Annotated in this window: 12 protein-coding genes; 9 read left to right on the top strand and 3 right to left on the bottom strand. The window is 57.2% G+C overall.

Annotation, left to right across the window (positions count from 1 at the left end):
* Positions 1 to 196: 196 nt before the first annotated feature.
* The 3 genes from H1Y61_RS05155 (at position 197) to H1Y61_RS05145 (ending at position 1815) form a co-directional block, all read left to right on the top strand.
* Positions 197 to 1015 (top strand): N-formylglutamate amidohydrolase, encoded by an 819-nt coding sequence (locus H1Y61_RS05155; RefSeq protein ID WP_180573923.1) that lies wholly within the window; start codon positions 197 to 199, stop codon positions 1013 to 1015.
* A complete protein-coding gene (locus H1Y61_RS05150) occupies positions 1012 to 1323 on the top strand; it encodes a DUF1244 domain-containing protein (RefSeq protein ID WP_180573922.1) in 312 nt (103 codons plus the stop codon). Before H1Y61_RS05155 ends, H1Y61_RS05150 begins: the two co-directional genes overlap by 4 nt.
* 228 nt (positions 1324 to 1551) lie before the next feature.
* Positions 1552 to 1815 (top strand): DUF2312 domain-containing protein, encoded by a 264-nt coding sequence (locus H1Y61_RS05145; RefSeq protein WP_015917069.1) that lies wholly within the window; start codon positions 1552 to 1554, stop codon positions 1813 to 1815.
* A gap of 106 nt (positions 1816 to 1921) precedes the next feature.
* On the opposite strand, the gene H1Y61_RS05140 is transcribed toward H1Y61_RS05145, so the two are convergent.
* A complete protein-coding gene (locus H1Y61_RS05140) occupies positions 1922 to 2884 on the bottom strand; it encodes a LysR substrate-binding domain-containing protein (protein ID WP_180573921.1) in 963 nt (320 codons plus the stop codon).
* A 207-nt stretch (positions 2885 to 3091) separates the two neighbouring features.
* Here H1Y61_RS05140 and H1Y61_RS05135 point away from each other — a divergent pair, with 207 nt between their 5' ends.
* On the top strand, positions 3092 to 4045 hold the full coding sequence (locus H1Y61_RS05135) for an AEC family transporter (RefSeq protein WP_180573920.1): 954 nt from the start codon (positions 3092 to 3094) through the stop codon (positions 4043 to 4045).
* A 198-nt stretch (positions 4046 to 4243) separates the two neighbouring features.
* Here H1Y61_RS05135 and H1Y61_RS05130 read toward each other — a convergent pair whose 3' ends face one another.
* Positions 4244 to 6178: a DUF882 domain-containing protein gene (locus tag H1Y61_RS05130; RefSeq protein ID WP_180573919.1), complete on the bottom strand. Its 1935-nt coding sequence runs from the start codon at positions 6176 to 6178 to the stop codon at positions 4244 to 4246.
* Between the two features lie 400 nt (positions 6179 to 6578).
* Positions 6579 to 8126, bottom strand: a complete 1548-nt coding sequence (locus H1Y61_RS05125) for a sigma-54-dependent transcriptional regulator (RefSeq protein ID WP_180573918.1) — start codon at positions 8124 to 8126, stop codon at positions 6579 to 6581.
* A 575-nt stretch (positions 8127 to 8701) separates the two neighbouring features.
* Between H1Y61_RS05125 and H1Y61_RS05120 the strand changes: the two genes are divergently transcribed.
* From H1Y61_RS05120 to H1Y61_RS05100, 5 genes are all read left to right on the top strand, one after another.
* Positions 8702 to 10561 carry a M3 family oligoendopeptidase gene (locus H1Y61_RS05120; RefSeq protein ID WP_180573917.1) on the top strand — a complete coding sequence of 620 codons (1860 nt, stop codon included), beginning with the start codon at positions 8702 to 8704 and terminating at the stop codon, positions 10559 to 10561.
* A 19-nt stretch (positions 10562 to 10580) separates the two neighbouring features.
* Complete coding sequence (locus H1Y61_RS05115; RefSeq protein WP_180573916.1) at positions 10581 to 11816, top strand: aminodeoxychorismate synthase component I; 1236 nt, start codon at positions 10581 to 10583, stop codon at positions 11814 to 11816.
* Positions 11801 to 12445 carry an aminotransferase class IV family protein gene (locus H1Y61_RS05110; protein WP_174111654.1) on the top strand — a complete coding sequence of 215 codons (645 nt, stop codon included), beginning with the start codon at positions 11801 to 11803 and terminating at the stop codon, positions 12443 to 12445. Before H1Y61_RS05115 ends, H1Y61_RS05110 begins: the two co-directional genes overlap by 16 nt.
* 392 nt (positions 12446 to 12837) lie before the next feature.
* Positions 12838 to 13914 (top strand): hypothetical protein, encoded by a 1077-nt coding sequence (locus H1Y61_RS05105; RefSeq protein WP_180573915.1) that lies wholly within the window; start codon positions 12838 to 12840, stop codon positions 13912 to 13914.
* Positions 13915 to 14079: 165 nt separating this feature from the next.
* The gene (locus tag H1Y61_RS05100; protein WP_156533789.1) at positions 14080 to 15522 is read left to right on the top strand and encodes a homospermidine synthase; all 1443 of its coding nucleotides are present in this window, start codon (positions 14080 to 14082) and stop codon (positions 15520 to 15522) included.
* Position 15523: the final 1 nt, after the last annotated feature.

Here is a 15523-nt window from a genome sequence, read left to right as displayed (position 1 = left end):
AAATTTGAAGTGCGACGGCCTCTTTTGTGCATTTGACACGGCTCACACGGCTCAAGCCTTGAAAAACTGGTGATAATCCTGTTTCTGCGTCGCAACCGGTCCAAATTCGACCCAAAGAATCCTCAGAATAATCGGTGAAGGATGCTTCACACACATCCCCGATCATAGACAATCCCATCACATAAATGTGTCAGCCATGAATGACTTCAAACCCTATGAGACGATAGCCGGCGACAATAGCCAAGGCCTCGTTCTGCTAGCCGATCACGCCATGAACCGGCTGCCTCACGGCTACGGCACGCTTGGCCTGCCAGATAGCGCTTATCTGCGCCATATCGCCTATGACATTGGCGTGGAAGGCCTGACCCGGCAATTGGCGGCGCGGCTCGGCGTGCCAGCAGCCATGTCCTGTTTTTCCCGGCTGCTGATCGATCCGAACCGGGGCGAGGACGACCCGACGCTGGTCATGAAAATTTCCGATGGGGCGATCATTCCCGGCAATCATCCGATCAGCGTGGAAGAATGGCAGCATAGGGTGGAAAATTTCCACCGGCCTTACCACTGCGCTGTTGAACGGTTGCTGGCCGATGTTGCCTCGGCGAGCGGCCAGGCACCGCTGGTGCTGTCGCTGCATTCCTATACGCCCGCCTGGAAGGGCGCGCCCCGCCCCTGGCATGCCGCCGTGCTCTGGGATAGCGATGAGCGCGCCGTGCGGCCACTGATCGACGCCCTCAGCCTGCCGGGCGACATTCTCGTCGGCGACAATGAGCCCTATGACGGCGCCTTGAAGGGCGATACACTCTACCGTCATTGCATGGTTTCGGGCATGCCTCATGCGCTGCTGGAAGTGCGCCAGGACCTGATCGGCGATGAAGCGGGCATCGCGGCCTGGGCAGACCGGCTGGAACCGATTTTTGCCGCATTGAACAGCGACCCTGCCCTGCACCAATGGCAGCAATTTCCGTCCCGCACAGGACCTTATCCCGCCTTGGAGAATGGATCGGACAAAAGATGAGCGAACTGACCAAGGAACAGCAAACCGAACTGGAAGCAGCGGCCTTTCGACGTCTTCTGGCGCATTTGCGGGATCGCAGCGATGTACAGAATATCGACTTGATGAATCTGGCCGGGTTCTGCCGCAATTGCCTGGCCAATTGGTATCAGGACGCCGCCGACGCCAAGGGGGTCGAGATGACCCGTGACGAGGCGCGCCATCATGTCTATGCAATGCCCTATGAGCAATGGAAATTGCGGCATCAAAAACAGGCGAGCGAGGCCCAGAAGGCCGATTTCGAAGCCTCTCGCCCGCAGGACGAGCCTTAAACGTGGCTATGGACATGGCATCGGATATGGATAATTTTGCCTAATCCCACCCCAGGGCCTCTTTCGGGTTTCAAGCTATTATCCATTTCTGACAAGAGCTTACCCGATATCCCGCTGACCCATCCTGCCAAGCCCTGGGCTTTGCGTCGTGCAAAAGAACTTGACGTGGCGCAGAGTTCACGGCACGTCACCCCCACTCAAATGACCATCCCCAGCAAGGAGATCCCCATGTCTGATGCTCATGGCGTCGCCCGTGACCAACTTCGCGCCTTTGTCGAGCGCATCGAACGCCTGGAAGAAGAAAAGAAGACCATCGCCGACGATATCAAGGACGTCTATGGCGAAGCCAAAGGCATGGGTTTCGACACCAAGATCCTGAAAAAGGTCATCGCGCTGCGCAAGAAGGATGAGCAGGAACGGATGGAGGAAGACCTGATCCTCGATACCTATCTTCATGCTCTGGGCATGATTGAAAACCCGCCGGAAGGCTAAAGCATCGGACCGAACGTTAAGAAGCGGTTTTCGGATAAATCCGATCCGCAAACAAACACTGATAGCATCGTGCTGATTCCTCTTTTCCGCACGATGCTCTATCCCCTTAAGCCAATTCCAACTCTTGTAATTTGATCATGTCTCGATTGTCGGACGTGCAAAAGGCCAGCCGATCCTGCTTGGTTGATTGCATCACTTCTCGCATGAAGCCCGATAGCGCCTGGTTTTTGCGGGTATGAAGTGCCTTCATGGCAATTTCGACATCAGAAAGCGGATCGAGACGCGTACCAGCAACCTCGATCAGACTTTGCAGGCCCCCCATGGCTACCTGGCTTTCAGCAAGGGCTGTCACGCCAAGACCCGCAGCGACGGCAGCCCGCAAATGTCCGTAGCTTTGCCCTTCATAGGCAATTCTGAAAGGGACGCCTGCTGATTCCAGCCGTTGAATGATGTGGTCACGATAGACGCAGCCCTCGTGAAACAGTACGAGAGGCAAGGGCTCACGCGGGCGCAAGCGAAAGCCCGCTCCCGCCGCCCACAGCAACGGCTCGCACCGTAACGTCTTGTGAGCGTTGTGCACGTCCGCCTGCCCCAGCCTCCTGATCAATGTCTTGACAATGGCAACATCAAGTTCGCGTTGCTCGAGCCGTTTCTCAAGCCTTGTGGAAAAATCGGAAATCACCGTCACGTCGCAGTCAGGATGCAGCGCCTTGAAGCGGCTAATCAATTCGAGTAGCCAATTCATGTCAATGTCATCCATGACACCGACTCTGATCGTTCCTTTCAGACCCGGACGCTCCAGACACATCCAGGCATCCTCAAGCGTTGCCAGAATTTTAATGGCAAAAGGCAGCAGCTTTTCGCCCGCTTCCGTCGGTCCTTCGAAATGCCCGCGGCATCGATGAAACAGCTTTTCGCCCAGAATATCTTCCGCAGCGCGAATCTGACGGGTAACGGCGGTCTGCGTCCGTGACTGGTCTTTCGCCGCATTGGTGAAACTGCCGTGCTCGCAAACCGAGACAAATGCCCTGATCTGATCAAGCGTCAATAACCGCAGACTTTGCTTCATAATGCCTCGCACGCATTTTCTACCAGAATAATTCATTTTGAATTATCCGCAACAAATAATAGAAATTCTGAGCGGAAAAAATTCATCTAACAATTTGAAATAATACAATATTCTGACTTCACGTCAAAGGCGAAAAACAGGTAGATAGCCAGATAACTATGCCCGCTTCTAGTTTTCCCATTGTCTTTTTCAGATCGAGCAAATTTCATGTTACAGGTCGTTGTTCCCGTTTTTCTTGTCATTCTTGTTGGTTATGGTTTTGGACGGAAGCATCAGTTTGCCGCCGAAGCCGAAAAGCTGATCAATGAATATGTTCTGTATATCGCCCTGCCGGCCTTGCTGTTTCTGGCGGTGGCGCGGGCCAACCCGGCGGATCTCGCGCAGTGGCCATTCATGGCAGCAACTTTGGCTGGAATTGCTGCGGCCTACCTTGCCGGTCTGCTTCTCGCCAGAGTGAAAGGGACATCGGCCCCGCAATCCTCAATTGTTGGCATGGCCACATGTTATGGGACAACGGGGTATATGGGCATTCCCATCCTGATTGCCGCCTTCGGCCCCAAGGCTGCTGTTCCTGCCGCCATTGCGACAATATTGCATAACATTCCAGCGATTATGACCGTGATCATCACCCATGATCTCACCGGTCAAAAACAGTCCAGCCCCTTGGCAAGCGCGGGACGCGCCTTGGTGACGACCTTGAAAAATCCGCTGACGATGGCGGTTTTGGCCGGAGCGTTTTTTTGCCTGCTGCGGATTCCGTTGCCGGCCATCCTCACCTCCTTCGCCGGGTTTCTGGCAGCGGCGGCCGGACCGACAGCGCTTTTTGCCCTTGGTCTCGGCCTTGCTCGAATTCCGTTTTCAGCAGCACGGCTCTCCGCCATGGCCGGTTGGATTGCACCGGTCGTCCTGATAAAGATCCTGATACAGCCGCTGGTCACGCTCTTTATAATCGCTGTTGCCTTCAAGGCGGATATCGATATCTGGTATGCCACGGCTGTTGTGATGGCAGCACAGCCCATTGGCGCTGGAGCCTATGTTTTTGGCAGTAAATACGGCTATTTCAGTGAAGAAACATCCCTGGCGATTATCGTGTCGCTGCTGATAACGGTCTTGACCCTGACGCTCGTTTTGCAGACCTTTGTCACATCCATGCCAGCCTAAAAACCGATGCCCACGTTTAGGTCCAATGGTATAGAGCCCCTCTTTACCCTCTACGGGGGCCTGAACAGCGTCTTCCTCTTGGGAAAACTGCGACGGGACATGCGGGAAACCAGCAAAGCCTTTACGTACAGATACGAAAAAACCCGCGGTTACGCGGGTTTTTTAAGTAGCCTGTCTGAAGAGAAAGGCTCGATATATTTACCTTACCGCGCCAAAGCGGCCTGGATCGATGGCCTGGGCGCCGGGGGTAAAGCCGGTCTGCGATGCCTCAACCGGTGCGGTGATGGCCTGGATTACGACACGGCCACCACGACCGGCTTTATTGGGAACGGGATTTGCCGAAGGCTCGATCCGGTTCTTGTTCATCGCCCATTGCGAAATCATCGTCCGTGTCAACTCGGTCCCGCCGGTCAGGCCACGGCTGGCAGCATCCGCTTCACTGGGTCCCGGGCGTCCGCCCTTGACGGGAAGAGAAGCTTCACTCGAACGGCTTGCCGATTTGGGCTGGTCAAAAACATCGCCAAACTGGCCCGCACTCGGCTTGGTACGAGAGGGCTGCGCAAGCGAAGCCAGCTGTTGCTGCTGTGCCTTAGCTTGAGCTGGCGGCTGGGTCACGCCCTGAGCCGGAAGTGGTCCCTGGGTGAGAACGGCGACGGCTTTCGGCTGCACCACCGGGGCGGCTACAGGCTGAGGTCTTTCAGCGGGAGCCACAGGCCGAACTTCGGCAGCCGCTGGAGTAACGGAAGGCGCTGGCCGGTCACGCGGGATAACCACAGTCTTCAACGGCGCGCCATCCTGGCTCTGTTGCAGTGCCTCGGCGGCAGCCGGAGACAGCATGGCTTCTTCGACCGTGGACGGCTCGTCGCTCACCTGTGGACGCTGTTGCGGCAGGGTGGCCGCCATAGCATCGGCAAGCGCCGGACGGCCAGCGGGCACCGGAATATGCTGGGCAATAGGGTTACTATCATCAACCGATCCAAGCGACGCGGTCATCACAGGCTCGGCGTCGCCCTTCATACCACGTGGCCCAAGCAGGGTTGGCACGGGAACCTTGTAGGCGGCCAGATCTTCATAGCCGCTCGATGGCGCGCCAGCATCACCGGCAGGATTGCCCGCAACTTTTTGCAGGGCATCCTCGGCAGCATTGCGCCCGCCGGGAGAGTAAAGCGCCACAGCCAGACTATCGTCACCCTGGCGCAGGGAAGGACGCGATTGCGGAACGGGAGCCGCGATATCAGGCGCCGCAGAGGCCACGGCCACAGGCATCGGACTGGTTGGCGTTGGATTGGTCAACTCGGCAGGCCTTGGCGTGGCGGCTGGAGCCGATGCCCGCACCGGTGCGGCTGGGGCTGCATCTTCGTCGCCCTCGTCCTCATCACCGCTGCCAAACAGCATGGCCATCAGGTTTCGCGGTCTGCCGCGTGGCGAGGATTTATTATCCGCCATCAATATTTGTTCAGACCCCAAGCGTTTCTTATATTCCTCCATCGCCACCTGATAGCCTGGAAGTGGCTTGCCGTCGGCGGGAATATGCAGGGTCTTGCCATCGGGGAACATGCGCACCAGTTCGCTACGCGGAACGCGCGGCCAGGAACGGACGCCCGCCACATCCATATGCACGAAAGGCGAACCGGAATTGGGATAATAGCCCACACCGCCCGCCTGGAATTTCATGCCGATATCGCGCAGGTTTTTCAGCGGCACGCCAGGGATGAAGAAATCCATGGCGGTGCCATTCATATGCTGGCTTTCCTTGGCCACGCCGGAAGAGCGCGAACGCAGCATGGCATTGGTGGCTGGCGAACGATAACCGGAAACGACATAGATATAACCGCTGGCGCCCGCCTTTTGATAGACCGACCAGACGAGGTCAAACAGGCGCGGGTCCATTTTGGTCGCTTCGTTGCGACGCCAGTCGCGCACAATATTGTTGAGCTGCTGCAAGCCTTTGGGATCGTAGCGGCCATTGCGCTTGAAGGTGATTTCCTGCTTCTCGCCGGTATGTACAAAGAGAATTTTCAGTGAACGCGTTTCAGCGGCGGCCGAACCGGTCGTGGCATAGAGTGCGGAAAAGGCGATCGTCATCAGGACCAGAGCTGTCAGAACCAGCTTGGATATGTTCGCCCAAATCATGGCCGTGCGGTCAAGCCGCCCTGGCCCTGAGGGCGATACAAATGCACCAGATATCCGCAAAATCCGTCCCCGTCAGAAAAGTCACATCGCTCGCTTATCACATGACTGTGAAATACGGTATCCACATGGCAATTTTGCCACATCGTTCAAATTGATTCTTATATGGTGAACCAATTCATAACAACCCATTGACAACCAGTAATCAATCATCCTTACCCGGGGGTTAACAACTATCGATCCGTGTAGCTTTTGTGCGTAACGGCTGAAATACTCAGCCGGCCAGACTTTAAGCAAAACCGGCGCCCTTATAGCCCAAAATGACAACGCCGCCCACCCTGTCAGGTGCGCGGCGTGTTCAAATCTTCAGCCGGGCGCTGAAAAAACCCGGATATCACCTTTTTCAGGCGGCGTGCTTCTGCGGATTATCCGGGTCGATCCCGTAATCCTTCAGTTTGCGATAGAGTGTTGAGCGACCGATTCCCAGCTTGCGTGCCACCTGGCTCATCTGGCCTCGGTAGAATTTCAGCGCGAAACGAATCAATTCTTCCTCGATCTCAGCCAATTGCCGAACATTGCCGCTCTCATCGATGCTGACGATGACATTATCCAACGCCACCGGACGCGGGTCCTCGGCGCGGGGGGCAGGTAGCCGGTCGATAAAAGCCAGTTCCGGCCGGTCTGCACCGCGCGGCGCCACCTGTTCCGGCTGGCTTTCGGCCGTGCCAGGCAGACCCGACCAGAACTTGTCCTGCGCCAGACCACCAGGGATCTGTGCCAGGATTTGCGGGAAATCGCTTTCCGTCAGATCCGTACCTTCGGCAAGAATCACCGCCCGGTAGATGGCATTTTCCAACTGGCGAATATTGCCGGGCCAATCGAAGGCCGTCAGCAATGCAAGTGCGCCAGCTCCCAAAGACAGGGTCCGGGTCAGACGCTGCTCTGCCGAGAACCGTTCGGTAAAGGCGCGCGCCAGGAAGGGAATGTCCTCCTTGCGGCGGCGCAGAGCCGGAATGGTGATGGGGAAGACGTTGAGGCGGTAATAAAGGTCCTCGCGGAACCGGCCAGCCTTGACCTCTTCGATCAGATCCTTGTTGGTCGCCGAGATCAGCCGCACATTGACCTTCTGGGTTTGGCGGGCGCCGATAACCTCGATTTCGCCTTCTTGCACGGCCCTCAGCAGCTTCACCTGGGTATCGAGCGGCAATTCGCCGATCTCGTCGAGGAAGAGCGTGCCGCCGTCAGCCTCGGCGAATTTGCCGATATGGCGTTCCGTGGCACCGGGGAAAGATCCCTTTTCATGACCGAACAGAATGCTTTCCACCATATTGGCGGGAATGGCAGCGCAATTGACCGTGACAAAAGGCCGCGATGCACGATCGCTGCCCGATTGGATAGCCCGGGCGACCATTTCCTTGCCAACGCCCGATTCGCCTTCCAGCACGACCGGGATATTCGACTGGGCGGCGCGGCGCGACAGGTCGATGACGCGGGTCATGGCCGGGCTTGCCGAAATGATATCGGAAAAATGCACAGCACCGGTGCGAGACCGCCGTGCTGGACGCGCCTTGGCATCGCGCTGCTCGACCCGCAGCGCATTGGCGATGGCCGATGCGATCCGCTCCGGCGAGACCGGCTTGACAACAAAATCGAAGGCGCCAGCCCGCATGGCCTGCACCACGGTATCGATGCCGCCCTGACCGGTCTGCACGATGACAGGCACTTCCGCCTCCTGACCGCCGATGGCGACCAGGAAATCGAGGCCGGAAACACCCGGCATCATCAAATCGAGCAGGATGACGGAAATCTCCGCCTTATGCTGACGGAAATAGGCAAGGCCTGCCTCTCCGTCCTCGGCCAGATGGGCAACATGCCCCTGGCTTTCCACAGCGGCCTTCAACAACCGGCGTTGAACCGGATCGTCATCGACAACGAGAATATGAGCGGTCAATTTTAGCTCCCCGAGTCCTTATGGCGTCTGGCGCCGGTTGAAACATTGGACCATGTCCGTAAGCGGCAGGATCAAAAATGCGATCCTGTTCCAAATTCGGCCTTTCCGAACTCGGCCTTTTCCGAACCCGGCCACAAACCCTGAAAATGCTGCGCATTCCAGGTTCCCTCCGCAAGCAAAGGCCGTAACCGTCGTCCTTGTCCCGCAAAATGCCATGGAGTTTTGAAAAACAGGTTCCAACATTTGCTAGGATTTTATCTATAGCCCGCCAAACTGTCCGCTTCGATACAATGCCTTTAAAAAAAGACTGCAAAAAGCCTGAGAATCCCGACTTTCGACACAGTCCAATTCCTCCGTGCCACGATTTTGTCAAATATCGGCACAGACGTCTTTTTCCTAAAATGCCAGATCGACGGGTAGAATGGCAAGCGCTGAAATGCACAGACATCTGCCATATGCTGTTGTCGGGTGCCTTTGCCATGCTATGACTGGGGATATCTCATGCCAAACACATCGGGCCGGCGTCTGTTCCATTTTGGTGACGGTGCGGCCCGAAAGACCTCAAGGGTGCCATTATGCCTTTCAGCCCCGTTAACCAGACCCGCCTTCCGGCAGCCGAATCCGGCAGCGTACCAGCGCACGGCCAAGGCCTCGGCACGCTGCCCGAATGGCAGCTCACCGATCTTTATCCGGCCCCCTCCTCGGATCTCTTCAAGGCCGACCTCGCCAAGGCCAGCGAGATGAGCCTGGCCTTCGAGACCAAATGGAAGGGGCGGCTGGAAGATGCCGCCACCAAGGACGCGGATCAGGGCTTGGGTGCCGCGCTGAAGGAATTCGAAGAACTCGAAGACCTGCTCGGCAAGATCGGCTCCTATGCCGGTCTCTACTATTATAGTGAGATGACCAAGCCGGAAAACGGCAAATTCTTCGGCGATGTGCAGGCCAGGTTGACGGAGCTTGCCGCCCATCTGTTGTTTTTCACGCTGGAGCTGAACCGGCTGGACGATGCGGTGATCGATGCTGCCATTGCCCGCGATCCGGCCACCGCCCATTATAAGCCCTGGCTGATTGATCTCAGGCAAGACAAGCCCTACCAGCTGGATGACAAGCTCGAACAATTGTTTCTGGAAAAATCCCAGACCGGTTCGGCGGCCTTTAACCGGTTGTTCGACGAGACCCTGGCAAGCCTGCGTTTTGAGATTGACGGCGAGCAGCTGACGCTGGAGCCGGTCTTGACCATGTTGCAGGAGGCCGATCCGGCCTTGCGCGAAAAGGCAGCCATGGCGCTGTCGAAGACCTTCAAGGACAATATCCGGATTTTCGTGCTGGTCACCAATACCTTGGCCAAGGACAAGGAAATTTCCGATCGCTGGCGCGGCTTTGCCGATATTGCCGATAGCCGGCATCTGTCCAACCGGGTCGAACGTCCGGTGGTCGATGCGCTGGCGGCTGCGGTGCGCGATGCCTATCCGCGCCTGTCGCACCGCTATTACAAGATGAAAGCCAAGTGGCTGGGCATGGAGCAGATGAATTTCTGGGACCGCAACGCCCCTCTGCCCGACAGCATCGACCGGATCATTCCCTGGGATGAGGCACGCCAGACGGTGCTGTCGGCCTATGGCGGCTTTGCGCCCGATATGGCAGAGATTGCCGGTCGCTTCTTTGATGGCGGCTGGATCGATGCCCCCGCCCGGCCCGGCAAGGCGCCCGGTGCCTTTGCCCATCCGACCGTGCCGTCTGCCCATCCCTATGTTCTGGTCAATTACCTCGGCAAGCCGCGCGACGTGATGACGCTCGCTCACGAATTGGGCCATGGCGTGCATCAGGTTCTCGCAGGCGAACAGGGCGCGCTGATGTGCCAGACGCCGCTGACCCTGGCCGAAACAGCCTCGGTATTCGGCGAAATGCTGACCTTCCGGGCGCTGCTGGAAAAGGCCACGGATGCGCGTGAGCGCAAGGCGATGCTGGCCCAGAAGGTCGAGGACATGATCAACACGGTCGTACGCCAGATTGCCTTCTACGAATTCGAGCGCAAGCTGCACACCGCCCGCAAGGAGGGTGAGCTGACGGCGGAAAAGATCGGCGAACTGTGGCTATCGGTGCAGGAAGAGAGCCTTGGACCGGCCATCAAAGTGTCCGAGGGCTATGAGACCTGGTGGGCCTATATCCCCCATTTCATCCACTCGCCCTTCTATGTCTATGCCTATGCGTTCGGCGATTGCCTGGTCAATTCGCTCTATGCCGTCTACCAGAATGCCGAACAGGGCTTCCAGCAGAAATATTTCGACCTCTTGAAGGCTGGCGGCAGCAAGCACCATTCCGAGCTTCTCGCGCCATTCGGTCTGGATGCCACCGATCCATCCTTCTGGGCCAAGGGACTGTCGATGATCGAAGGGTTGATCGACGAGCTGGAAGCGCTTGACGCCAAAGCCTGAACGGGCAGATCGAGCCACGATGGCGCAATCCGAACCGTTTCAACCGTCGATCCTGTTTCGGAATGACAAAAGCGGTGAAACGCTGGTGTTTACCGATCCGGTGGACATCGTCGTCGCCCGGCGGGGCGGCGACGTGCTGCCGGCGCTTGCCCAGCTGGAACGCGCCCGCCAGGAGGGCTACTGGCTGGCGGGGGCACTGGCTTATGAAGCGGGCTTCGTGTTTGAAGACAAGCTGAGGCCGCTGATCCCTGATGGGCGGGACATGCCGCTCCTCCAGTTTGGCATTTTCAACGCCCCAGCCGACCCTGCTCATCCCCTGGGACACTCGCATCCATTGGGACACCCGCCTCACCCCGAAAGCAACACCCAACTGCTGGAAAACCCGGTTGCAGCCTGGGATTTCGAAACCTATCGGCAGCAGTTTGACACCCTGCATCGGCATCTCAGGCAGGGCGATTGTTACCAGGCCAACCTGACCATGCCCATCGAGGCGGCCTATCGGGGCAGCCCTCGCGACGTCTTCTGGTCGCTGATCGCGCGTCAGCCGGTCTCCTACGGTGCGCTGGTGGAGCTCGGCGGTCCGGCCATCGTCTCACGCTCGCCGGAACTGTTCTTCAAGGTGGATGGCGATGGCTTTATCGAGACCCATCCGATGAAGGGCACGGCGGCACGCGGCTCTGACGATGCCGAGGACGAGGCGATCAAGGCGGCAATGCTGACGGACGAAAAAACCCAGGCCGAAAACCGGATGATCGTTGATCTCTTGCGCAACGACATCTCCCGGATTATCGAACCTGATAGCCTGACCGTGCCAAAACTGTTCGACATCGAGACCTATCCGACCCTGCATCAGTTGGTCAGCCATGTGCGCGGCAGGCTTTTGCCTGGAATTGGGCTTGGCGATATTCTCGAGGCGCTGTTTCCCTGTGGCTCGATTACCGGCGCGCCGAAGTTGGCCGCCATGCAGATCCTGCACCGGTTGGAGGCGGGGCCGCGCGATATCTATTGCGGTGCCATCGGCTTTTGCGATCCAGCAGGCCCCATGCGGTTCTCCGTTGCCATCCGCACCCTGACTTTATTTGATGAACCGGCCATTTCAGACCATTTCCCTGAACAACAGGGGCTTTTCAAAAGCCGCCGGGCGGTTTTCAATGTCGGTGGCGGGATTGTTTTTGATTCGAAGCCCGAACAGGAATATCAGGAATGTCTGCTCAAGGCGCGCTTTGCGGTAGGTGATCAATGGATTTCACGCTGATTGAAACGCTCCGCTGGGAGCCAGGCCAGGGCTTCATCAGGCTCGACCAGCATTTGCGGCGCCTGTCGCGCTCCGCCGATGCGCTGGGTTTTCGCCAGCCGATCAAGCCCGAAACGGCATTAAAAGAAGTGGTGCATGGCGATACCCCGCTTCGGGTGCGCCTTGCCATGAATTTTCGTGGCAAGCTGGAAGCTGCGGCAGTTCCCTTCGATCCTGTTGGCGAAAACACCATCTGGCGTCTTCGCATCGCGCAAAAGACCCGGCTGAATTCAGAGGACACGCTCTATCGCCACAAGACGTCGCGGCGCGATCCCTATGACGCCGCCCGCGCCGAATTCTCTTCTGATGAGGCCGACGAAGTCCTGCTACTGAACGAGCGTGGTGAAATCTGCGAGGGGACATTCACCAATGTCTTCGTGCAGGGACTGGATGGCATGTTGATCACCCCGCCGCTGACCAGCGGTCTCATTCCTGGCATCCTGCGCGCCGAGTTGATCCGGGACCGCAAGGCCCGCGCCGATCTGCTGAAACCGGAAAGCCTGAATGGGCGGGCGATCTTCGTCGGAAACAGCCTGCGCGGCCTGATCCGCGCCGAACTGGTGGAAGAACAGCACAGAGCTGTCGCTTAATTTTCATAAACTGAAAAAACAATAGCAACAACAAGATCGACCGTTTGATCGAACGGATGGTCCTGATTGTTTTTACGATTTTAGTTTTATAATATAAAATTAAAATGAAAACTCTACATTGAAAATAAATTTTTATTTATTGCAAATATCATGAATATAAATTCTCAAATTGTCATATTAAGAGAATTGGTAGATAAAATTGCGTATTGATTATTTTAAATAGGTAAATCAATATGGAAAACAATATTTGTTTCAGAAAAATAGGAAAATTAATATTTACTATATTAGCTTCAATATTTATTTTTGGGAATAGTGAGACCAGTTCGTTTGCGCATATAAAGTGGTTTCAATCTTTTAATATCCAAGAGCAACCTGTACTACCGGGTCAGTTCATGGCGACACCAACCTGGTTGCTTGGCCTCGCCCTGAGCCTGCCTGCGCTCTGGGCCTGTGTAGCGATTGACGCGGCAGGAAAAAATGCCCGGCTTGGCCGGGTCCTTTCCTTGATGCGGCGACCCTTTGGCTTCAAGGCCGACGACCTGGTCCGTCTCACCATTGCATTTTGGTTATCCTGGCTCTGGATGCTCCCGGAGCCGATCTGGTTGACACCGGAACTCAAAGCCCCGGATGCGAGCATTCAGTGGGTGCAACTCGGATTGGCCGCGCTTTGCCTCTCCCGTCGGGGGGCCGGCCTGACCGGACTTGGCCTGATTGGTTTATGGGTCGGCGCGGCCCGCCAATACGGAACCTATCATCTGCTGGATTACCCTCTCTTCCTGGGATTTGCCATCTGCCTGATCGCCATCAGCCTCGACAGGCTCCGGGTCCGGGTTCTCGCCAGCGTCACCGCCCACCGGATCGGCCTTCTCGGCGCAACGATGTCCTGGACGCTGATGTGGGCGTCCATGGAAAAATGGGCTTTCGCAGACTGGTCGCTGACGCTGCTCTGCGCGCGGCCCTATTTAACGATGGGACTGACGCCAGAAGTCTTTCTCAGCCTCTCCGGCTGGTTTGAATTTGGCGCCGCCGCCATGCTGTTGCTGGGGGGACCCGTTGCCAGCCGGCTATCGGCCTTTGCACTGCTGATGATCTTTGGCTCTGCCGTGCTGGAATTTGGTCGGGTGGATCTGGTTGGACATTTTCCAATCATCGCGGTTCTGGCCATCACCATCTGGAAAGGCAATGGCCAGGTCGGCGCCGTGGTCAATCTCAACCATAAACCTGCCCTGAAACGAGCATTGCTTCTGCCTCTCATCTATATCGCCGCGCTGTTCGCCACCGGCATCGCTTATATCGGCGGCTGGAATTTCGCCTATGGCGATGGCACCACGCGAGGCCTTTACAGTGATTACGATCTGGCAAGCTTGCTGCTCCTCTGGCTGGCAGCGGCACTCATCCTCACCCTCACCTTTATCTTCGCCGTCGTGCTGGGCCGGCGAGAACGCAAGCGCGCGGCGTCAGCCATCTGATCGAATAGCTTCGGGCAAGTCCCATTGCCCGGAGGCAATCTCTTGAAACGCCGTCTTTATTCTGTCGTTGAATTATGCTCTAGGGAAGAGAAGGAACCCGGTCATAGCAAAGCCGTGTTCGCAAATCATGCGCCTATGGCAAACGGCCTTCCAAGGAGAAAATGAATGACCACCCAGACCTATCCGGTTTACGGCGAGATCACCGGTCCGATCGTGATGATCGGCTTCGGTTCGATCGGCCGGGGCACCCTGCCGCTGATCGAACGCCATTTCAAGTTCGACAAGAGCCGGATGGTGGTCATCGACCCGCGCAATGACGAGGCCGAATTGATGGCCAAGCATGGCATCAAGCACATCCAGGCGCATGTCACCAAAGAAAACTACAAGGACCTGCTGAAGCCGCTGCTGACAGAAGGCGAAGGCCAGGGCTTCTGCGTCAACCTGTCGGTCGATACCGGCTCGCTCGACCTGATGAAGCTGTGCCGCAAGCTGGACGTGCTTTACATCGATACCGTGGTTGAGCCTTGGCTGGGCTTCTATTTCGACAAGAATATGAAGAACTCTGAGCGCACCAATTATGCACTGCGCGAAACCGTTCGCCAGGAAAAGAACAAGAACCCCGGCGGCACCACCGCCGTTTCCACCTGTGGCGCCAATCCGGGCATGGTCTCCTGGTTCGTTAAGCAGGCGCTGGTGAATATCGCCAATGAAATCGGCCTGAAATTCGAAGAGCCCTCGGTCGGTGACCGTGAAGGCTGGGCCAAGCTGATGAAGAAGGTCGGCGTCAAGGGCATTCACATTGCCGAGCGCGACACACAGCTCGCCAAGACACCGAAGCCGCTCAACGTGTTCTGGAACACCTGGTCGGTCGAAGGCTTTATTTCGGAAGGCTTGCAGCCAGCCGAACTCGGCTGGGGTACCCACGAAAACTGGATGCCGAAGAATGCCAAGAAGCACAAGAAGGGCTGCAAGGCAGCGATCTATCTGGAGCAGCCGGGTGCCAATACCCGGGTGCGCACCTGGTGCCCGACACCTGGCCCGCAATACGGCTTCCTCGTCACCCACAACGAGTCGATCTCGATTGCCGATTATTTCACGGTCGAGAAGGATGGCGAGGTCGCCTATCGCCCAACCTGCCATTACGCCTATCATCCGGCCAATGACGCGGTTCTGTCGCTGCATGAAATGTTCGGCAATGGCGGTACCGCCCAGCCGGTCCTGCATGTTCTCGATGAAAACGAGCTGGTCGATGGCATCGACGAGTTGGGCGTGCTGCTCTACGGCCACGAAAAGAACGCCTACTGGTATGGTTCGCGCCTGTCGCTGGAAGAAACCCGCCGCATCGCCCCCTACCAGAACGCCACCGGTCTCCAGGTGACGTCCGCAGTGCTGGCCGGCATGGTCTGGGCCATCGAGAACCCGAAGGCTGGGATCGTCGAGGCCGACGAGGTCGATTACAAGCGCTGCCTGGAAGTGCAGTCGCCCTATCTCGGCCCGGTCGAAGGCCATTACACCGACTGGACCCCGCTCGACGGTCGTCCCGGCCTGTTCCCGGAAGACCTCGACACCAAGGACGCTTGGCAGTTCAAGAATATCCTGGTGCGCTAAA

It is taken from the genome of Agrobacterium vitis (assembly GCF_013426735.1).
Classification (GTDB): domain Bacteria; phylum Pseudomonadota; class Alphaproteobacteria; order Rhizobiales; family Rhizobiaceae; genus Allorhizobium; species Allorhizobium vitis_D.
The sequence above is the reverse complement of the archived record's forward strand: the minus strand, read 5'-3'. Positions and strand labels throughout refer to the sequence as shown.